This window comes from Flammeovirgaceae bacterium SG7u.111 (assembly GCA_034044135.1).
Lineage (GTDB): Bacteria > Bacteroidota > Bacteroidia > Cytophagales > Flammeovirgaceae.
In genome coordinates this window covers 1,414,230-1,436,442 of record CP139021.1, presented here as the reverse complement: position 1 = coordinate 1,436,442, position 22,213 = coordinate 1,414,230, and the positions used below count along the sequence as shown (strand labels likewise).

Sequence of the window (22,213 nt, the reverse complement as noted above, 5' to 3'; positions counted from 1 at the left end):
CTGTAATAATCAACCTAACTTAAAATTAACAGGTAAAGTCACAACCTGATTTTGGACCTCGCCATTGGCTTCTGCGGGAATCCACTTTGCTTTTTTCCTTATTTTTTCAATTGTTTCCAAAACGGCTTCGCCACATCCACTTCCAATATCACGATTAATTGTCGCTTCACTAATTTTCCCGTCCTTTCCTATTATAAGCTTTACATACACCTTGCCTTCAACTCCATACCTTTTTGCTTCAACTGGATATTTTAGGTTAGAACCTATTTTTCTTAAAAAGTTAATCATCCCTTTTTCAGGTTCTGCATTTTTTTCTGGTTTATAATATATTTTTAATTGGTCATGGTCCCTAATAATATATCCTTCTACAAGTACTGAGTCTTTGTAAATACTAAATACGTTACCCTTCAATTCTTCATCATAATAATTAAACTCACCATTTCCCTCGCTTAACACCTCTACACCTTCCTTTGTCCAAATTTGGATAGTTTTACAACTATCACCAAAATAGAGAAATTTAGACTTTAGTTCTCCAGTTGAATAATATTCAAGTTCTACCCCAATTTTTTTATTATCCTTATAAGCCACTTTCGTAGTTAATATCCCTTCTTCGTTATACCATTTGAACATTCCTTCTTTCACCTCTGGTTTCAGGCTTTTAAAAGTACCCGTCATCTGAATTTGACCACTCTTATAGTGGTCAGCTACTATAAAATAACTTCCTTTATTTACAGCCTTTCTGACATATTCCGCTTCTTCAAAAGTGTAAACCGGCGCCCAGTTTTTATTGAAAAAAGAAATCATCTGCGCAGTAGCCGGCGCAGCTTTCAAAAGGCTCAGCACAAAAATTGGTAATAGAAAAAAATTCAATCGAGTTTTCATAATGTAATGTATACAAAAGTGATTCAGCTGGTTTATCAGGTTGCAAACCTCTTGAATAATTAACGAAGAATCCAGTTCGTCCAATATTAAATCCAAACTTTCCTGCAACCCTAATAGGGGGTTTGGGTGTTTATATAGTTAACCAACAACCAGTTAATAACTATGCTAAACCTCTTTAAATACTTTAGACGAGCGAGAAGAAGGAATAATAACCGCTATATTGGAATTGCCCTAAGCGGAGGTGGAGCTAGGGGCGTGGTGCATATCGGATTTTTGAGGGCATTGGAAGAAGAACATATCCATGTGGATGAAATTTCGGGGACGAGCATGGGAGCTATCATCGGTGCATTTTATACCGCAGGTTATTCCCCCGAAGAAATGCTTACGATTGTTTCCCAACAACGGTTTTCCAAAATTTTCCGACTTAGCTGGCTCCGCAATGGCTTGCTCAATTTATCTTACCTAGAAGAGCTGATTAAGAAAAACACCCCATCACAATGACTACAAAACATAAGAATAGGCTAAACCATTTGGTGCTTTTCATAAAAAAAAGTTCAGAAGGAAAGTACTCCTTATTTTTTATATTTAAATTTTTAGCACTATTTTACAATGTGTACTATACTCAAGTAACATTTTTTCGTGATACTAAAGTTCTGCACTGAAAGTGCTAGGTTTTAAAAAAACAGTCTTGAGACCAATAAAAAACTTACTCTTTCTTCAGTCTTGACTATAACCATGCCCCTACTTAATGATATCTATTACAGATAAATATGAAAACAGTAGACAAGTAACTATTAAATAAAATTTTCAATAATAAGAATACCCCTAGCCAAGACTTGGTTGACATTGTATATGTCGCCAAACTACCTCTAGGCAATAAACACATGAGTGCGTAATGTTTATAATTACATACTTATGATACTAGCAAACATAAAATAAACACCCTTTTTGATGGTACTCCATCAGAAGTTTATATTTTATTTATTAAACAGTTAATATGACAATGAAAAGAAGAACTGCCACGGGCACGCTCAAACGAGTATGCTCTAGCTCAAAATTATGGGCTACCCTCACAAGTGTAATTTATACACTAATCTTATTCTCTACAACAAATACTTATTCACAAAACAAGGTAGAATCCCTCAACAGAGGTATTATAGCTGTCCGCACAAGTAGCAATGAAGTCTTTGTTTCTTGGCGCATGTTGGGCACAGACCCTACCGACATTGCCTTCAACCTGTACAGAGGTGGTACGTTGCTAAACAATTCGCCAATCACACAGTCCACCAATTACATAGACAGCACGGCTAGTAATGGCCATTACACTGTACTGCCCGTAATTGCCGGAGTAGAACAACCTGCTTTTGGCTCGACCAGTGTCTGGGAGCAGCCCTACCATACGCTAAACCTACAACGACCTGCGGGCGGAACCACCCCCAGCGGCGGAACCTATACCTACAGCCCGAACGACTGTAGCGTAGGAGACCTCGACGGAGATGGGGATTATGAGATCATCGTAAAATGGGATCCCTCCAACTCAAAGGACAACTCACAGTCGGGCTATACAGGCAACGTCTTCATCGATGCATACACGCTGGAGGGCACACTATTGTGGAGAATAGACCTGGGAAGAAACATAAGGGCAGGGGCACACTATACACATTTCATGGTCTATGACCTAGACAGCGACGGAAAAGCTGAGCTGGCATGCAAGACAGCTGACGCCACCATAGACGCAGAAGGCACTGTCATTGGAGATATAAATGCCGACTACAGGAACTCCAACGGGTATATACTGTCTGGCCCAGAATACCTCACCGTCTTCAATGGGGAGACTGGCGCAGCTATGGCAACCACGAACTATGTCCCTGCAAGAGGCTCTGTGAGCAGCTGGGGAGACAATTATGGAAACAGGGTCGACCGTTTCTTGGCAGGCGTTGCCTATCTAGACGGAAACAAGCCCAGCCTAGTAATGTGCCGTGGATATTATACACGCACTGTATTGGCGGCATGGGACTGGCGCAGCGAACAGCTTACCCAACGCTGGGTATTCGACAGTGATACCCCGGGCAACGAGGGCTATGCTGGACAGGGCGCGCACAGCTTGATCACTGGCGATGTAGATGGCGATGGCAAAGACGAGATTGTATATGGCGCAGCAACTATTGACGATGACGGAACAGGTTTTTATACCACTGGACTAGGACACGGCGACGCGGAACACATGAGCGACATCGACCCTAACAGGCCAGGACTTGAGATATTTATGGTGCACGAAAGCCCTTCCCAATATGGCGAGCACGGGATCGAGCTCCACGATGCTGCTACTGGAGAAATTATCTGGAGCAGACCAGGAGAAGGTGGCGATATTGGAAGGGGCGTGGCAATGGACATAGACCCAACCCATTTAGGATATGAGGCATGGGCTAGCAGAGGTGGACTTAATGCAGCCGATGGAACACAGATAAGCACATCGCGCCCCGGGCAGATGAACTTTGCCTCTTGGTGGGACGGCGACCTTCTACGCGAATTGTTAGACGGCACAACCATTAGCAAGTGGGATTATACCAACTTTACATCCTCGCCTTTGCTCAGCGGATCGACCTATGGCGCTGCATCCAACAACAGTACCAAGGCCACGCCAAACCTTTCTGCCGATATCCTAGGCGACTGGAGAGAAGAGGTAATATGGAGACATCAAGACAATGATAAGCTCTTGATATTCACCACAACTATCCCTACCTCGAATAAGATATATACCTTGATGCATGATCCACAGTACCGTACCGCCATCGCATGGCAGAACACCGGGTACAATCAGCCACCACATCCTGGCTTTTTCTTGGGAGACGGGATGAACCCAGCTCCTACTCCTAATATTGAATTGGTTGCAGAAATCACTCCACCTGCATTGATCAACTTAGATGCTATTGGAAGAAAAGGTGCTGTAGATATAAACTGGAAGCTCTCTGGAGTGAGTGCCAGCCAAGATTTATATAGAGATACCGACCCAAACCCATCTGGCAGGGTAAGAATAGCAAAACTTGATGCAAGTACTAATACATTTACCGATGACAGTGTTGCCAACGGAACTACCTATTATTATTGGATTAAATCGTATGATGCAGATGGCAATACAGTAAACTCCAATGCAGCAAATGCTACTCCTGATGTAACTAGTGTAATTTTAGAAGCTGTAGAAGGTGATTCGTTAGTAAACCTCAATTGGATAATATCAGGAGTCAATGGCTCACTAGAAATCTATAGAGATGGTGATGATGACCCCTCGGGCAGAGTGAGAATTGCATCTCTTGAATCGCATGAAAGGTCTTATACCGATTCAGGGATAGCGAATGATAGTACTTATTATTATTGGATTAAAACAACAGATGGAAGTGATTCAACCATAAACTCTAATGTTGCTAGCGCTACTCCTACTAAGCCTGAAGAACCTGTCCTTGTCCAAGAAAACCAATTGGGTTTTTGTAGTATAGAAGGTACAATAGACAGCAATAATGCAGGCTATACAGGCGATGGTTTTGCTAATACAGATAACACGCTTGGCAAGGGTATCGAATGGCGTATTTCTGTTGACACAAGCGATGATTATGAAATCTTGTTCAGGTATGCCAATGGCTCTTCAGACCGCCCTGGAGATTTGATTATTGACGGTGTCAATATGGGCAATGTAGGTCTTCCCCCAACAGGCGGCTGGACTAGCTGGAGTACCGCATCTCTTACTGTTGCACTCGAAAGTGGAGAACATGATATCCGCTTAGAGGCTACTACAAGTAGCGGCTTGGCCAATGTTGATTATTTGGGAGTAAGAGGACAAAAAGGGACAAGTCCAAGTGCTGCCGAATGTGTATACAGCCCTTCTATTATACTTGAAGCAGTTGCCAGTGCAGATAGTGTGAAGTTGGATTGGGTAATAGAGAATGCTGTTTTTATCCGACAAGAAGTTTATAGAGATACTGACGCTGACCCAAATGGAAGAGCTCGTATAGGAAGTTTAGGGGCAACAGAAACTACATTTACCGACACCAATATTGAAACAGACAGTACTTATTATTACTGGATTAAAGGAACTTATGACGATGGGTCATCCATTAGTTCAGATGCAGTCGGGGCAACTATCCCTCAGCCAGTACCGGGCATTACCTTAACTGCTGATGGTAGCGAAGTTGAAGTTGCATTAAGTTGGGAGATAAAAAACACTTCTTTTCGCCACCAAGAAATATTTAGAGATGGGGATTCAAACCCAAGTGGTAGGTCACGAATTGCCAGTATAAGTGCTACCGACACTACTTATATAGATACCAGCATAGTAGCAGATAGCACATATTTCTACTGGATAAAAGGCATTTATGACGATGGTTCAAACATCAACTCTAATTCAGCCCAAGCAAGTACAGCTTCCGTTCCTATAGTACCTGCTATCGTATTGGAAGCCAATGCAACAGATGTAGCTATTCAATTAAGTTGGGAGATAAAAAACACTTCTTTTCGCCACCAAGAAATATTTAGGGATACCGATTCTAACCCAAGTGGCAGGACTCATATTGGAAGCTTAGGAGCTACCGATACTACCTTTACAGATAGTGATTTAGAAGCAGGTATTACTTATTATTATTGGATCAAGGGTGTTTATAACGATGGCTCAAACATCAACTCTAATGTAGGACAAGCAACAGCACCTGAGGAAATACTTGTACCGGCCATTACACTAGTAGGTGAGGGCAATTATGGCTATGCCGCACTCAACTGGACAATAGAAAACACCTCTTTCCACCACCAAGAAATATTTAGAGATGGGGATTCAAACCCAAGTGGCAGGTCACGAATTGCCAGTATAAGTGCTACCGATACTACTTATATAGATACCAACATAGTAGCAGATAGCACGTATTTCTACTGGATAAAAGGTATTTATGACGATGGTTCTTCTATCAATTCTGAAGGTATAGGAGTAGTTATTCCTCCAACACCTAGTATCACACTTACTGCTGTTGCCAATGATGCTACTATTTCTTTAGATTGGATAGTGGAAAATATCACTTTCAGCAACCAAGAAATATACAGAAGTACCAACTCAGACTCAACTAGCAGTGAGCTAATCGCTAGTGTAGCAAATTCCATTACAACCTTTACAGACTCTACTGCAGAAGCAGGAAACACGTATTATTATTGGGTAAAAGGAATAGATGACAATGGCTTTTCAGTAATATCTAGCGCGACAGAAGCATTTTTAGATTACCAGATACTTACTGTGAAAATACAAGAAGATGAGGCTGGTTTTTGTGATATAGACGGTACTGTACACTCCTACATTTCTGGGTATACGGGAACGGGTTATACCAATACTTATTTTAGAAGAGGGGTAAGTATATATTGGGCAGTAAATGCACCTATGGAAGGCAGTTATGAATTCACAATACGGTATCATAATGGTTTATTATACCGTAAGAATGCTCGCTTGTCTATTAATGATGAAGTAGTGATTAATAATTTAAAAATGAAAGCCAAGCCTAACCGCTTTCAATGGAATACTATAAGCTTTACAGTAGATCTTGGTGAAGGGGTAAATAATATAAAATTAACATCACTTACTTTTAAAGGTTTACCTTATATAGACTACCTTGAAGTGACAGGCTTAGGTATATCGGCAGGAAATTGCAATGATGAGAGTGCGCAAAGACAAGGAAGGTCATTGGTTATAAACAACATTGAAGAAAACCTACAGACCGAACTAATGGTGTACCCTAACCCTGTGCTGTCTAATCAAATTAATATAAACAGCTTCTTTTTTAATGCTTCTGAGGCGAAAGTGGCTATCGTAAATTCGGTAGGTCAACTTGTATATGCCAAAGAATTGGGCTTCCTACAAGAAGGAGAATTGAATTACACATTAGATATACCTGAGTTATCCAAAGGTACGTACATACTTCAGCTCCACTATACTGGAGGCGTACAAACTGTAAACTTTATAAAGCGTTAATACTTACCCCCTAGCCTTGTTTAGTTAGGGGGTACTCAAAACTGTCTAGTCCTGATATAGTGATACGGAAATTAGACATCGATTAGGATAAAAGCTCAACGAGAAAAATCCCGTTGAGCTTTTCCTTTTTATAGGTTTTCATTTTAATGTCCTGTTGTTGGTGCATTTTTCAGTCAGAAGATAATGGTTGGGAAAGTGAGGTCTTACTAGGATATTAAGTGTTGATAACTTCTTTCAAGTACGCATTTAAAACGTCACCCTTCCGCGTACTTTTCTAATAAAAACTCTTGCTTTAAAATACCGTTCACCCTTTCGTCCACGTCCACTCCAGCCTCAGACACAAATAACCAAAGGATAAAGAAATAGAACTTGATTTTATCCAATCAATGATAACCTGATCTTTTCAGCATCAAATTTGGTTGCAACACCATTTCTCAACATGAAGCTATTTATCAAACACAATGTGTACTTATACTTTAATACATTATTTTAATTAGCACAGGACAAAATATCAAAACCATCGAGCCGTGTCACACAGACCGAAAAGAAAGTACCCAAACTGGACATTCTAATCATTTGAAGCTTTTTATAAAAAGTATTTTGCATAGAATACCTATATGAATATTATGCAATTTTTCTACCTAAATATTACATACCCTTCAATATAAATCTGAAGCCAACTGCAACCCTAAGAGGGGGTTTGGGTGTTTATATAGTTAACCAACAACCAGTTAACAACTATGCTAAACCTCTTTAAATACTTCAGACAAAAAAGAAGAAGGAATAATAACGGTCATATTGGAATAGCCCTAAGCGGAGGTGGGGCTAGGGGCGTGGTGCACATCGGTTTTTTGAGGGCATTGGAAGAAGAAAATGTCCATGTGGATGAAATTTCGGGGACGAGCATGGGGGCTATCATCGGTGCATTTTATGCCGCAGGTTATTCCCCCGAAGAAATGCTTACGATTGTTTCCCAACAACGGTTTTCCAAAATTTTCCGACTTAGCTGGCTCCGCAATGGCTTGCTCAATTTATCTTACCTAGAAGAGCTGATTAAGAAAAATATCCCTCACGATGACTTCGAAAAGCTGAACAAAAAACTCTATGTCTGCGCCACAAACCTAAGCAAGAGCAATTATGAAATATTGGAGTCGGGAAGCCTGAGCAGGGCAGTGACGGCTTCGGCTGCTTTACCCGTAATTTTTAAGCCTATAGAGATAAATGGGCAAAAATATGTAGATGGCGGGCTAATGAACAACTTGCCCGTGCAGCCCCTCAAAAAAACCTGTAAAAAAGTGATTGGCGTGCATGTAAACAACTATTCGATGGATGATAGCTTTGAGTCATTTGGTTCGGTTCTTTCCAAAGTATTTACCCTTGCTGTCCACCAAAATGTCGTACCCAATATTCAACAGTGCGACTATATAGTGGAACCCGTTCTTGATAAAGCCTACAGCGTAATGGATTTTTCTAAGTTCCAAGAGCTCCATGATATTGGTTACGAAGAGGGGAAAAAGTTTATTAAAAACCATAAAAAAGCTTTGGTCAGAAAAAAGAAAATATCCAAAAAAGACGTAAAAAAAACTGGAGAAGCTTTTGTACCAGCATTCTCCAGTTAAAAAACAAACAAAACTATGAAAAACTACTCTTTATCGTTTGATGAACCTTTTGGTTTGCTGACCTTCTGGGCTAACAGTTTTCAAGAAATACAAACCTGTTTTCAAATTGGAAACATCTATATCCACTTCCATTGCTTCAGGCGTAGTCTCTAGCACTTGGAAACCTGATGTATTATAAATTCTAATAATTGTCCTTTCAAATTTCCTACTCAAAACCACGTGCAACCAGCGTCTAGTTGGATTAGGATATAGCTTAATTTCTTTAATGATATCATACCAATTTACTGGCTTTTGTTCAGTCACTTCTTCCTCAGTTTCTTCTTCGCCACCTTCTTCTGTTCCCTCCTCATCAACCTCTTCTACTTCGTCTTCAACCTCTTCTGGTTCTTCAACTTCTTCAGGCTCCTCTTCCTCCGTATCTTCTCCTTCAAGCTCTGGCTTTGAGTAGACTATTGAATCGGAAATGGCGGCACATCCCAATGCATTGGTTACTTCTACCGAATAGCTTCCGTTTTCTGTTGCCATATAGCTGCTCGTCGTTGCATTTTCAATAAGCTCAGCACCTTTATACCATTGGTAAGAAGTAAACCCTTCTTGCGCCGAAAGTAGACTATCTACTGCTGTAATTACTGGTACAGGCAATGGATTGATCACTGCGGTCACCTCTGTTCTTTCGTCTGCCAGGCTTCCACTTGGGGAAACGGCAGCTATGTAATAAGTAGTAGTCGAGCTAAATGTAGAGGTTAATGAAGCTCCTTCGTGTTCCCTATTTGCAGCTTCTTCTGAGGCAAACCAGAAATAGTTGATTGCTCCAGATGCTGACAGGGTAAGTTCAGAAGTGCCGCAACTTTCCATGCCTGTAGTAGCAATACTTGGGGCTGATACTTCGAGCTGAAACTGGCGGGTAAACTCATGCGATCCATCCTCTGTTTTTACGATTACTTGAACAATGGAAGACCCAAACTCCCCTGAGCGAGTTACTATATTGATTTTCGCCTGTTCTGCAGGATTTTCGTAATCAATTCCAATACTTTCTACTAACATGTTATCAGTAGCTGATACTTCAAAGGTCAAAGGCACTCCCGCAGGGCTTTCTACTCCTTCTACCAACACTTCTATAGAATCTGTTGAATATGCAAAAGATTGATTAGATATGTCTGAGAAAGATGGTCTTTCTTCTACATCAAGCACTTCTATTGTAAAGGTATTCTCAACAAAATCTCCTGCTTTATCAGTCACTCTCAATCGGATAGGCAAGGTCGGCGTTTGTTCAAAGTCTATAGTTGAGCTCACTACCAATGTATCATTTTTCAATAGGAAATACCCATTTCCTTCGCTACCAGCCCCACTTACCATCGTAATTTGCAAACTATCCCATACATCTGCATCAATGCCTGTAAGAGCCGCAACAAAAGTCCCTTCTGAAGCATTTTCTTCTACAGAAAACCCAGAAATTTGGATACCAGTAGGCGTACTATTGTTTAACCAAACTGTATTTGCTGCCCCAGTATTAGCAATGAATGCGTCAATATCGTTATCGGGATCTAGTGTTCCCACGGCAACTTGCCTTGAGTCTGCATTACCAAGTTCTTGGTTAGTTTTTGTGAAAGCAGCTTGACCATCGTTAGCCCAAACTGTAACCGGATTGAACCTGTTCGCACAGAACAAATCCAAATCACCATCATTATCGATATCACCAAGAGAAACAGAGTAGGATGCTATTGTGCTAAGCCTTGCTCCTGTATCGGAAAACCCGCCTGTTCCATCATTCAAAAAGATTGCGTTTCCGCCAGAAGGGTTAGAAAGTGCCAAATCTAAATCACCGTCGCCATCTAGATCGCCTAAAGATCCTGCATAGGCATTTACACCTGTAACTAAAACTTCTTTTAGCTCAAAGTTACCTGCACCATCGTTGATCCAAATTTTATCTTGACCACCATACATCAACTCCACCAAGTCCAAATCGCCATCACCATCCAAATCGCCTTCTTCCAAACTATAGGTAAGCGTCTCGCTAAAGTCTCTGTCGAACACAAAAGTACCATCCCCGTTGTTCAGCCAGATTTTGTTCTTCTCGGTATAGTTGGCAACTATTAAATCGACATCTCCGTCTTGATCAAAGTCTCCTGGGGTAATGGTAAGTGCATAGCTTTTATCTAACACTTGTGGGCTTTTGGTGAAAAAACCTGTTCCATCATTGAACCAAATAGTATGATCGACTCCCCAATTGGAGAAAATAATATCGTCAAAGCCATCGCCATCTAAATCGGCCAACCTCATTCCGTATAATGGAGTAGATTCGAACTCTTGAGAAGTTCTTTCCAAATTTCCACGTCCGTCGTTCAAGTAAACCTCGCTGCTCTGCACCTTATTTCCCACTACTACATCCAGATCTCCATCACCATCTAAATCTGACATCTCTACATTCACACTATTAGTTTCGTCCATGTTGCCACCTCCAACATATTCACCAGAACCTCCATCGTTTATCTTTTCAATCGTGAAAACGACTTGTTTTTGGAAGATCTCACCATCCTCATCCGTTACTTTTACATCTAGTGTATAACTACTTTGAACTGCATATTCAAAAGTGACAATGTTTATTAACGTATCATTTTGAAGCCTAAAAGCATAATTATCATTTGATCCTTCTAGCAATTCAAAACTATGAGTATCATTTATATCTATATCTTCTGCAACCAACCTGCCCAAAAAACTGTTTTCAGCTACATTTTCATACACTATCTGGAAAAGCTTCAACGTGATATTGGAAGGAGCATTTATCTGGTTGAGCACCTCAATTGTTAGATTTTTCTTGAAACGGTCACCGTTCAAGTCCCTACTTTCTACCCTGATATTATAGCTAGATTGCTCATCGAAATCAGCATCAAAAACTGAATACAACCTGTTTTCTTCAATGTAAAAACTCACATTGTCTTCACTTCCCTCTCCAGCTACTAAGTAATAGTTATGCTGATCGAGGCTATCGGAATCGATAGAAGTAAATTCTCCCACCAAAGTACCTGAAGGAGAACCTTCAACAATTTCATTATTGCTTAAAACAATATCAGTTGGGGCATCAGGAACATCATTAATATAAATAGAAAAAGCTTTTTCGAAGCGTGCAGAATCTTGATCTACTACAGCTATTTTTATAGCAATTGGATTCTCAGCTCTATAGTTAAAACTTCTTGCAGTAAAAAGCTGACCGTTTTCAATGTAAAAATCACCATTACCTTCTAATAAAGTAAACTCATACACATCAAGGCTATCGGGATCAATAACAGCTAGCGAAGCTACCAGCGTGCCTTCTGGTTGAAACTCATCAGCTGAGCTTTCTGAGAGCAAAATATCTTCAGGAGCATTGATGATGTTTTCTACTTGAATTTCAAAAGATTGGGTTACAGGATTAGCTTTTATTGCCTCTACCCTCACCTCAATCTCATACGTATTTCGCTGAGAATGGATAAAAGTCTTGTTTGTGAAAAGGCTATCTCCTACAAGAACAAAGTCATCTTGACCATCAGGTAAATAAAAGCTAATTTCTTCGCCTTGTATATCGTCTGCCGAGAATCTACCTACAAATACCGGAGCTTGTAAAAACTCAGTAATAACTGTGTTAGACAGGGTAATATTTAAAATTTCATTAGGAACTTCAACGATTTGAATTTCAAAATTTTGAAGTAAGGTATCAGCTGTAGGGGCAGTTGCCCCTATTTCTATTTCGTATGTGTTTTGTTGGGCAAACTCAAAAGTCTGGTTGGTAAATAGACTATCTTCAACAATAGTAAACTCGGTTTCATCGGCTGGCAAAAAATAGCTAATGACCTCACCATGTAAATCTTGGGCGGTAAGTGTCCCTATAAAAGTAGGGCTAGGTAAAAGCTCTTCAATTGATGTGTTTGAAAGCTCCAAGTTTGAAATCTCGTTCAATACATCAACTACTTTAATTTCAAAAGTTTGAGTAAAATCTTCACTATCGGAAAGCCTAGTAGATTTTACTTGGATTTTGAAAGTAGGGTTTTGTAAAACATCAAAAATGGAGTTACTCTTTAACACATTCCCATCAAGCGTAAAAAACGAATTATCTAATACGGTATCTTCTAGCTCGAAATAATACTCCTCTAAGCTGCCCGATTCCATACTCAGCTCAGCCACCATCGTGCCTATGGGTTGTTTTTCCGAAATGGTATCGTTAGAAATATAGATCTGATTGTCTTCAGACTCGCATTGAATAGCGCATGAAATACTCACCGTCTGATCCCATTTCCTGTCTCCATTTTTCCAGCGAAGGATCAACGTATTGAATCCCCAAACTGTATTGGTCTCTAGAAAGGTCTCACCTGGAGCTATGTTCAACGTATCGAACTGCAAAGTTCCAAATACCCACCATGCCACTTTTATATCATAATCATTAGGGTTTTTGATCCTCCACCTCCTTGTTTCACTTGGCTCAGCAGAACACATGGAAGTCAACTTAAGCTTTTCTACCTTGGGGGAAGAATGGTCATCGGCTATTTCTGCCAAGGCTTTGCTCTGGATAAAGACAGAAATAAGTAGTGTTAATATGAAGTTTGTTGTAAGTAATTTACTCATTTTAGTAGTGTTGTTAGTTATAGTTAATCAACGATGTTTAATTAACGATTACTAAGTAAATATAACTTAATGAAACGACTCACTACTATTGCCCTATGTCGTAAAAAGGCGCTTTTTGTTTTTTTCGACCTTAAAAAAAGGATATCAACGGAAATATTACATAAAGACTGTAATTATCCAAAAGTATCATATTTTACTTTGTTATTAACATAAATCAGCCGACACCCCTTTACCGTATTAGCTAAGTATGCTCCAAACAGCTTTATTGTTATTTTGTTAGCAGTGCTAAGGGTTTATTTCATCCATTGAAATCAGCATTTTCTTTCAATTTCCTCAAAACAGCACGTCTCCATCATTTTCCAACGATCATTCTTTTTATAGGTAGATCACCTATGCGCACACCTCTACGCTCTCATTTCTTGCTATTTCCAATTTTGCCATTAACCAAAAAACAGCACTGATATTTCGATTTTTGAAGGTCAGTGGTAATGATTAACTTTGGCGAAATTTTTAGAGAAGAGATTATTTTTTTACAAAGAATATATAGCACCATGAAAAAAGATATTTTATCGGAGCGCTTGCAAGCTATGGAAGAATCTGCCACCCTCGCAATGGCTGTTAAGGCACGTGAACTTCAAGCCAAAGGGGTAGATGTAATAAAGCTGAACTTAGGCGAGCCCGATTTCCAAACACCAGACCACATCAAAGACGCAGCGAAAAAGGCCATGGACGACGGCTTCACTTCGTACCCTCCTGTTGCAGGTTTTCCTGACCTTAGGGAAGCCATTTGCGAAAAGCTTAAAAGAGACAACCAGCTTGACTATGCACCTAACGAAATAGTAGTTTCTACAGGGGCAAAACAATCGCTTGCCAATGTACTTTTGAGCTTGGTAAAAAAAGGCGAAGAGGTTATCATTTTCACTCCCTACTGGGTGACTTACATCGAGCAAGTAAAGCTTGCCGAAGGAGTGCCCGTAATACTAAAAGGGACGATTGAAAATGACTTCAAGGTCACAGCCGAGCAGCTGGAACAGGCAATCACCCCAAAAACGAAGGCAATCATGTTCTCTTCGCCTTGCAACCCTACGGGAACTGTTTTTGAAAAAGAAGAACTTGCTGCCATTGCCGAAGTGGTGCTCAAACACGAAGATCTTTTTGTTATTGCCGACGAAATTTATGAATACATCACCTTTGGTGGCAAACATGAAAGTATTGCTGTTTTTGAGGGAATGAAAGAGCGAACTGCACTCATCAACGGGCTTTCGAAAGGCTATGCGATGACTGGCTGGAGATTGGGATACATGGCTGCTCCTGCTTGGTTGGCTGCAGCATGCAACAAAATGCAAGGACAGATCACTTCAGGAACTTCTACCATCACCCAAAAAGCTGGAATAGCAGCCCTTACCGGCACTCAAGAGCCTACCAAAAAAATGCGAGATGCCTACCTCCGAAGAAGGGATTTGGTAAAAGGACTGTTGGACGATATAGAAGGATTTAAAACGAATTTACCGAAAGGCGCATTTTATTTTTTTCCTGATATCAGCTACTTTTTTGGCAAGTCTTTCGAAGGAAATGTCATTAATGACAGCTACGATTTCTCTATGTTCTTGCTCAATGTAGCCCACGTTTCCATAGTGGATGGAGGGTCATTTGGCGAACCAAGCTGCATCCGAATTTCCTTTGCAGCTTCTGATGAGAATTTGGTAGCGGCAATAGATAGAATAAAAACGGCTGTGGGCAAATTAGCTTAACAAGCGAAATAAATAAACAGAAACAAGCCTAGTGCTGCAATGGATTTAAACAATACTTTTTCAAATTTCAACAACCTCAAGGCACTCGTGATCGGCGATGTAATGGTCGATTCGTATGTGTGGGGGAAAGTCAATCGAATTTCACCAGAAGCTCCAGTGCCCATAGTGCATGTAACTAGGCGGGACACTCGCCTTGGCGGAGCAGCAAATGTAGCTCTCAATGTGAAAGCGCTGGGAGCTGAGCCGTTGCTCTGCGCCGTAGTAGGCGACGATGCCGAAGGAGATGGGTTTTGCGGGATTTTGGAGAAAAAAGGAATTTCCCAAGAAGGAATCATCAGGCAGAAGGATAGAATAACCACTGTAAAACATCGCATTATTTCTGCTTCGCAACACATCCTCCGCATCGATACCGAAACGGATAAGGGTATTAGCTCGGAAACTGCCGAAAAAATCATCGCTTTTGTGCAGAAGAAAATTGAAGAAGTTGGAGTCATTATTTTTGAAGATTATGACAAAGGACTTCTCAATGAAGAAACAATAGCTCGAATCATAAAAATAGCCAAAGTTAACGGAGTGCCTACAGTGGTTGATCCTAAGAAAAAGAATTTCTTGTCCTATGCCGGCTGCTCTCTGTTCAAGCCTAATCTCAAAGAACTGAAAGAGGGGATCAAACACGAGTTTGAGTCTGGAGATATAGAAGCTCTTGGAGACGCAGTGAAAAAGCTGAAAACTAAAATGGATATAGGAGCAGCACTTATCACCCTTTCCGAATATGGTGTATTCATTACCAATTTTGATGAAACGCATCATATTCCAGCTCACAAAAGAGAAATAGCCGATGTGTCGGGTGCTGGAGATACGGTCGTCAGCATCGCTGCCCTATGTTTAGCTGCAGGCCTGCCGCTAGATAAAGTTGCGGGAATCGCCAACTTAGGAGGTGGGTTGGTATGTGAGCACTTGGGCGTAGTCCCTATCGAAAAAGAACGTTTGTTACAAGAAGCGTTGAAACTAAAATAAGCAATTATCTATAAAAAAAGGCTGAGTACGATTGTAACTCAGCCTTTCAACATAGCTAAACCAGCTTTACTGGCCGTATATAAAGTAGCCGCTCATAGAGCGAACTACAATTTTTCATTTATCACTTTAGGCTATTTTACATAGCGGAAAACTCTTCTTCCTTTTCAAGCTTAGCCCGCTTATTTAATTTCTGAATAGCCATTTTGGTAAGCTCTTCATCCATTTCTTTCTCTTCTTCCAACATCTGGTGCAAAGCCTCGGAAGTTTCATAATACCCTACCGCATTGGCAAAAGCGCTCATAGTTCCATAACCGGCTATATCATGGTGGTGGATATGCTGCACCAAGGTAACAATGGCAGCATCTTGTACCCCAGGTTCTTGTATTCGCTCCATCAGCCTCCAAGTCTCGTTCAACTGCCCCACGGTAGACTCGCACACTTCACCAACCGGGCTCACCTTCATTCGGATAAATATCTCTTCCATTTTATCTAAATGTCTTTTAGAATGTTCATAGCTCGATTGGATAGCCTTTTTTAGCTCGGGCGAGTAGGCTTTGTCTATGAGTTTTGGGAAAGCTTCTAATTGGAGTAGCTCAGAATCGTAACAGCTTTTGAGCATTTCTTTCAGTAGTTCTTTTAGATTGTTTATCGGTTCCATACTCTAAAAATTTAATTGGTTTTCCTAGCCAATTACCATTAAAAAAACCTGAAGTAACATGGCTTGGTATGTGTTGCTTCAATGTAGTAAAAAAATCATGGAAATAAAATTTTTTAATCTAATAATCAAGTAGTTATATAGTCAAAAAATCAATTATGAGGAAGTACTGCACACAACCCGACCACCTCACCCATAAGAGATAAAAAATGGGGTTTTAAAGCTGCTTGTACTATAGCTATAGAAGGTAATATGTCTTATATAATTGTACGAGAAAGAAGAGAAAAAAGATAAAGGGAAAAGCCAAATTCATAAAAAAAGGTCTTCCTAACGGGAAGACCTCTACAAAAGATTATTTTATACTTTAAGCTATAAGCTCTTGTTGGCTATTTTTTGCTTCAGAAGCTCTTCACTTTCACTCCCTCCCACCTCTAAGGCTTGTTTCCAGTACTTCAACGCATTGTCTTTGTCACCCGTTCTGTACAAGGCATCGGCATAATGCTCTATTATAGTACCATTATCAGGCGAATTTTCTACCGCTTTCTTTAGGTATTTTTGAGCTTCTCCATACTCTTCCATCACGTACAGCACCCACCCAAAGGTATCTAGATATGTCGGGTTATTCGGCTCTAACTGCACCAACTTCTCTCCCATGCTTTTGGCTTTGTCCATTTTCTCTTTTCTCAGGGAGAGAAAATAAGCATAATTATTCAGCACATAAACATTATTAGGATCTTCTTTGAGTACCGCCTCATAGGCATCATCGGAGCGATCGTACTCTTCAAGGCTATTATATACATCACCTAGCTGTGAGTTGAACTGATTTTTTTGGCGAGGGTCTATGGCTAACATCAAGCCACTTTCCAGCACATCCATAGCCTCTTCGTAGTTTTTGTTCACATATGCTGCCGTACCTTTGTAAAGGTAAAGCCCTACTTGGTTGGGAAAATATTCCAAAGCTGTATCAGCATGTTTTTCTAGACTATCGAATTGCTGCATTTCCCAATCTATATTTAGCACTTGTTGCCAAACTTTAAAGTTATCAGCATTTATAGTCAGAGCTTTTAAGTAATAGTCTCTTCCAGCTTGTTTGTCGCCACTCCCAATCAAAAAATCTGCATATATCGAGTTCGCCTGTCCAGATTCCGGATGGGTTTCGGAAGCGATTTTTGCCAACTTTAAGCCTTGTGCATTAGGTTTTCCGTCGTACACCGACTTCAACTCTCCTACCAATACGTCAATTTTATCTGAAAAGAGCAAGTCTGGGTTGGCAAAAGCTACTTCTGCTAATTCATACGCTTTTTCAGATTGCCCTTTGAGCAAATAAATTTTAGCTAAAAACAACTCAGCAGCAGGCTCATTAGGATAGGTTTCTAAAAACTGCTCTACAAGCTGCTGTGCTTCTTCGCCTTTTTGCACACTTACAAGAATCTCCGCCTGAGAAAGAACATATCTGCTATTTCCGGGAAAGGCTTTTATCAACTTTTCCCCCTCTTCAAGAGCCTTCCCTAGCTTTTGGGTATTGAGATAAATACGCTGCTTTTGCCTAACCACGGCATCGTTCATCCCGTACAGTTCTTCTATTTTATCATAGGCCTCTATTGCTTTATCATACTCTGACAAAAACAGATAGGCTTGTGCCAAGTCGAACAAATACTCCTCCTTTCCCTCTACATGCCCCATCATTGCCTTGTAGGTTTCTACTACCTTGGCATATTCCTTTTTTTGTTTGTAAAGCTCTGCTAGCTGCTTGTAATAAAACTCATTATCGTTACCAAGCTCTACAGCTTTCTGCGCCAAAGCCAAGCTTTCATCGTACCTTCCAAGTTTGTTGAGCAACTGCGACATTTTATACTTGGTAGCAGGGCTATCGGGGTTTAGCTGATCACTTTCTTCAAAAACCGAAAGGGCTTTTTTATAATCTTCGAGCACGTAATATTTCATGCCTTCAAAGAACAAATACTCGGCATGAGCCAAATTCCTTTCGTCCATTACTTTTGCAATGCCTTCTTCTAGCGCTTCCTGTTCAGCTTTATATTCGCCCTTTTTCTTTTTTTTCTTTTGAGCCAAAAGCTCTGCCTCTGGTGCCAATAACAGCACCAGCGAGATCATAAAAAGGACTAATACTTTTATATTTTTCATAGTTAGTTAATTAAGCAATTCTTTTCTATATCTATCCCTACTTCTAATAAACCGTCCAACATTTCAAGAGTTTTAGGTCATACAGGGCATTTTCCAAACACATTCTATCTTACTAAATGCATTTTCTTAATTTTATTACACCCTGACCATAGCAGTACTCATTCACAGCTAGTGCTTTTTTGGACAAATAGACACATTATTCAAATAAAGGTTAATGGAAAAGTTTGTTTTTCATTAATTTTCAAATTAAAAAATAAATTAGGTACAAACATAAGCAGTTTGCAAAATTGATTTACCAAAATCTTGCTTACTTGATTTTTAAGACAACAATCTGGCTTATAAAGTTCGAATAGGCAATAAGGAGGTTAAGCTTTTACAAGCTATAATACGAATAACTTAGGAGAAAACCTTGCCAAAAAACAATCAGAAGTCCTTGCTTTTGGGCAAAACCACGCCCATAGTAGTACCCAATGCTGTCAACTTAAGAAAAAATGCATATATTCATTCTAAAAGAATGGACATGGATATCTCTGCTTTTTTTCGGGGCTCAGCAGCTCGCTCACCGATACATCTTTCCAAAGGAGGCACACGCCGGAGGCTACCAGTTTTACGAGGGACAGGGTGTTTGGTTTTGAGGACATCGTGCTCATGTTGATCAACAGGGTAGTAAAAAGTATCGGGCTGGAGGTCGCCGGTTTCTTTTCCGCCCTTGGCCGCCATAAGGACGCCTCCAGGCAGGCGTTCTCCGCCGCACGGCTGAAGCTGGCGCACACGGCCTTCCTGGAGCTCAACTCGGGGCACATCGGCAGGTTCTACAAAAGCCCCCTTGTGGAGGCCTATGGGGACAATTACCTGTTGTTGGCCGTAGACGGCAGCTTGTTCCAGCTGCCCGATAGCAAGGAGCTAAAGGAGCGTTTCGGCGCATGGAAGAACAACCACGGCGAGGGCATGGCCATGGCAAGGGCGTCGGTTATCTATGACGTGCTCAACCACCAGGTGCTCTCCGCCCGCCTCTCGCCCTTGGAAAACGGGGAGGGAAAACTGTTCAGGGAACAGCACGACGGGCTGTCGATAGACAAGCCTTATATCTACCTGCTGGACCGGGGCTACCCCTCGTTCGACCTGTGCTCCCACATCAGGGCGGGCGGCGGGCATTTTGTCATCCGCTGCAAGAAGGACTTCAACAAAGGCGTCAAGGCCTTTGCAGGATCCGGGCAGGTGGACGGGCGGATAGTGCTGTCGCCGCCGACATATTATGGCAAGAAGAGGGGCGGCAAGGTGTCGAGCGATTATAAGGAGCCCCTAGAGGTACGTATCGTGAGGATAAGGCTGAAGACCGGCGGATATGAATACCTATTGACCGACCTAGGCCTTGCAAGAAAGGAACTGTCCCGCCTGTATGGGCTGAGGTGGGGAGTGGAGACGATGTTCGGCTACCTGAAGGACTGTATGGAGATAGAGAACTTCTCCTCCAAAAAAGAGGAAGGGGTGCTGCAAGATTTCCACGCGGCGATACTGGCGGCCAACCTGATAAGGATAATCATAGACGATACGGACAAAGGGCTTGGGCAAAAAGAGGGCGGACTGTACAGATATCAGGTCAACAGAAAAACGGCCACTGGCCTATTGAGGGGAGATGTGCTGAGGCTGTTGGCCAAGCCCCCGGAAGACTGGGCCGCCGAGATACAAAGGCTCAAAAAATAAGATATCCAGGCACAAGGTCGCCATAAAACCGGACAGGAGCTTCGAGAGGAAGAAGAAGCGGTGGAGGCAAAAGTTCAGCATCAATAAAAAAAGGGCGTTATGACCTTAAGTTGACAGCATTGTAGTAGTACCTTCGCCCGGTGTGCCATCCACCCAGCTTGTCCTCAGATAGTTTCCCTTTTTTTTCCATTATTCAAATGGGGCAAGGTTTCTTTGATGTTTCGCCCCCTATAAAACACTCATAAATGATGGATAGCTTAAGGTTGCGAGAACTCTCTAAGTTTCTTATTTTGAGTGTTTTTTTTATATTAAGAGGAACATATATTTTATTCGTCCATAACTGCATCATCTTTTAGGAATTGGGGCAATGTGAATGTAAAGGTTGAGCCTTTTCCTAATTCGCTTTCGACAAATATATTCCCGTTATTCTTTTTTATAAATTCTTCAGAAAGAATAAGCCCTAAACCAGTTCCTGATTCTTTATTTGTACCGTATGAAGTATAAACAGTATCAAGCCTGAACAATTTATCAATCACCTCCTTTTCAATGCCCATCCCATTATCTTGAACTTTTACAAAAGTCGCCTTATCCCTATATCCTATAGAGATAATAATCATTCCGCCAGTATTTGTGAATTTAATAGCATTGGAAAGTAAATTACTTATCACACTGTTGATCATGTCAAGATCTGCAAATACATGGTAATTTTCAGAAGAATGGAATAGAACCGAGATGTTTTTGTTCTCGGCATTATACGACAAATTGTTAATGCATTTGTCTATTAAATCATTTATACAAAAAGGAGTTGGGTTAAATTGAACTCTATCCATTTGAATTCTAGACCAATCCAAAAGATTGTTCAACAAATCAAAAGCATTCGTAAATGATTTCTGAATGAGCGCCAAGTTTTTTTTAACATTATCTCGACTCATAGAATCGAAATTTGCTTGAGTTAAATTTAAAAAACTCAGAATGGCATGAAAAGGGGATTTGAGATCATGCGAAATGATAGAAAAAAACTTGTCCTTATTTTTATTTGATTCAATAAGACTGTTTTTCATTTCTTCTATGTGATCTTTTTCTTTTTTCAGAAACTCATATCGCTCTCTATAAGTGACAATAGAGAATATATCTTTTACATCTTTACTGATTTCTAATTTTTTTAGGTAACTGCTCTGGTCAATGTATACGAGGTAGGCATATAGCATCAATGAATATAGGACTCCTGCTATACTTTTTCCAATTAGATTCCCAATAAAAAAAACTTCAAAACCTTCGTTGCCCCAAAAGCTGAAAAATGAAAAAATAACTAAATCAAAATATAGCACAGATATAATTGAAACTAGAATTGCTAAGAAGATCTTAATGTTTTTGACTTTTAACAAAACAAATTCGAAGATAATTATTATTAAAAAAGAATCAACAAACAGTGTTATAGTACCAATTATAAAAATCTGCATGTCTATCTCAAATATTTCTTTTGGAATAGACAAAATACTAAAAGTACTTTCAGAATTGATTGTATAACTGGTAATAAAAGAGAGTAGAGTTAGTGTTATATTAGATATAAGAATTCCATAAATAAGAGTCCTTGTGCTGTGAACCCCCTCTTTGATATATATCAATAATATAGTGAAAATACTAGAAGAAAATAACACTACCGAGCCAGGTGAATAATAGTAGTCATTAAAGATTTGTACATAAAGGTTTGATGAGAGTAATGTTTGGAAAAATTGATTTGATCCAATTAAAATAAATACTAAGGCTAAGCCAAAGACTTCCTTTTGGTGGTATAAAAAGATAATAATGCAAGAGAGCAAAAGGATTTCTATTACTAACATTTCCATCC

The 22,213-nt window shown here is 40.3% G+C and carries 10 protein-coding genes and 1 pseudogene; 6 read left to right on the top strand and 5 right to left on the bottom strand.

Translation table 11 applies throughout. From position 1 onward, the window contains the following. Positions 1-9 precede the first annotated feature (9 nt). Positions 10-978 carry a TonB family protein gene (locus tag R9C00_05605; GenBank protein WPO36916.1) on the bottom strand — a complete coding sequence of 323 codons (969 nt, stop codon included), beginning with the start codon at positions 976-978 and terminating at the stop codon, positions 10-12. A 66-nt stretch (positions 979-1,044) separates the two neighbouring features. Here R9C00_05605 and R9C00_05600 point away from each other — a divergent pair, with 66 nt between their 5' ends. From R9C00_05600 to R9C00_05590, 3 genes are all read left to right on the top strand, one after another. Continuing rightward, positions 1,045-1,383 carry a patatin-like phospholipase family protein gene (locus R9C00_05600; GenBank protein WPO36915.1) on the top strand — a complete coding sequence of 113 codons (339 nt, stop codon included), beginning with the start codon at positions 1,045-1,047 and terminating at the stop codon, positions 1,381-1,383. 502 nt (positions 1,384-1,885) lie between these two features. Next, entirely contained in the window at positions 1,886-6,880 is a 4,995-nt protein-coding gene (locus R9C00_05595; GenBank protein ID WPO36914.1) for a carbohydrate-binding protein, read from the top strand. 740 nt (positions 6,881-7,620) lie between these two features. Then, the gene (locus tag R9C00_05590; GenBank protein WPO36913.1) at positions 7,621-8,499 is read left to right on the top strand and encodes a patatin-like phospholipase family protein; all 879 of its coding nucleotides are present in this window, start codon (positions 7,621-7,623) and stop codon (positions 8,497-8,499) included. 30 nt (positions 8,500-8,529) lie between these two features. Here R9C00_05590 and R9C00_05585 read toward each other — a convergent pair whose 3' ends face one another. Then, positions 8,530-13,095 (bottom strand): FG-GAP-like repeat-containing protein, encoded by a 4,566-nt coding sequence (locus tag R9C00_05585; GenBank protein WPO36912.1) that lies wholly within the window; start codon positions 13,093-13,095, stop codon positions 8,530-8,532. Positions 13,096-13,646: 551 nt separating this feature from the next. Here R9C00_05585 and R9C00_05580 point away from each other — a divergent pair. Both R9C00_05580 and R9C00_05575 read left to right on the top strand, forming a co-directional pair. Then, positions 13,647-14,846 carry a pyridoxal phosphate-dependent aminotransferase gene (locus R9C00_05580; protein ID WPO36911.1) on the top strand — a complete coding sequence of 400 codons (1,200 nt, stop codon included), beginning with the start codon at positions 13,647-13,649 and terminating at the stop codon, positions 14,844-14,846. Positions 14,847-14,885: 39 nt separating this feature from the next. Beyond that, positions 14,886-15,863: a PfkB family carbohydrate kinase gene (locus R9C00_05575; GenBank protein WPO36910.1), complete on the top strand. Its 978-nt coding sequence runs from the start codon at positions 14,886-14,888 to the stop codon at positions 15,861-15,863. A 136-nt stretch (positions 15,864-15,999) separates the two neighbouring features. Here the strand turns inward: R9C00_05575 and R9C00_05570 are convergent, their stop codons facing one another. Next, positions 16,000-16,521, bottom strand: coding sequence for a DUF892 family protein (locus tag R9C00_05570; GenBank protein ID WPO36909.1), 522 nt, complete (start codon positions 16,519-16,521; stop codon positions 16,000-16,002). A 366-nt stretch (positions 16,522-16,887) separates the two neighbouring features. After that, the gene (locus R9C00_05565; GenBank protein WPO36908.1) at positions 16,888-18,660 is read right to left on the bottom strand and encodes a tetratricopeptide repeat protein; all 1,773 of its coding nucleotides are present in this window, start codon (positions 18,658-18,660) and stop codon (positions 16,888-16,890) included. A gap of 567 nt (positions 18,661-19,227) precedes the next feature. On the opposite strand from R9C00_05565, the pseudogene R9C00_05560 reads away from it, so the two are divergent. Further along, a pseudogene (locus tag R9C00_05560) lies at positions 19,228-20,364 on the top strand (IS4 family transposase). Between the two features lie 326 nt (positions 20,365-20,690). Here R9C00_05560 and R9C00_05555 read toward each other — a convergent pair. Continuing rightward, positions 20,691-22,211: a HAMP domain-containing sensor histidine kinase gene (locus R9C00_05555; protein WPO36907.1), complete on the bottom strand. Its 1,521-nt coding sequence runs from the start codon at positions 22,209-22,211 to the stop codon at positions 20,691-20,693. Between the last annotated feature and the right edge of the window lie 2 nt (positions 22,212-22,213).

Coding starts and splice junctions, on each gene's coding strand:
- R9C00_05595 (WPO36914.1), top strand. CDS start 1,886: ATGAAAAGAAGAACTGCCACGGGCACGCTCAAACGAGTATGCTCTAGC.
- R9C00_05580 (WPO36911.1), top strand. CDS start 13,647: ATGAAAAAAGATATTTTATCGGAGCGCTTGCAAGCTATGGAAGAATCT.
- R9C00_05600 (WPO36915.1), top strand. CDS start 1,045: ATGCTAAACCTCTTTAAATACTTTAGACGAGCGAGAAGAAGGAATAAT.
- R9C00_05555 (WPO36907.1), bottom strand. CDS start 22,211: ATGGAAATGTTAGTAATAGAAATCCTTTTGCTCTCTTGCATTATTATC.
- R9C00_05575 (WPO36910.1), top strand. CDS start 14,886: ATGGATTTAAACAATACTTTTTCAAATTTCAACAACCTCAAGGCACTC.
- R9C00_05585 (WPO36912.1), bottom strand. CDS start 13,095: ATGAGTAAATTACTTACAACAAACTTCATATTAACACTACTTATTTCT.
- R9C00_05570 (WPO36909.1), bottom strand. CDS start 16,521: ATGGAACCGATAAACAATCTAAAAGAACTACTGAAAGAAATGCTCAAA.
- R9C00_05590 (WPO36913.1), top strand. CDS start 7,621: ATGCTAAACCTCTTTAAATACTTCAGACAAAAAAGAAGAAGGAATAAT.
- R9C00_05565 (WPO36908.1), bottom strand. CDS start 18,660: ATGAAAAATATAAAAGTATTAGTCCTTTTTATGATCTCGCTGGTGCTG.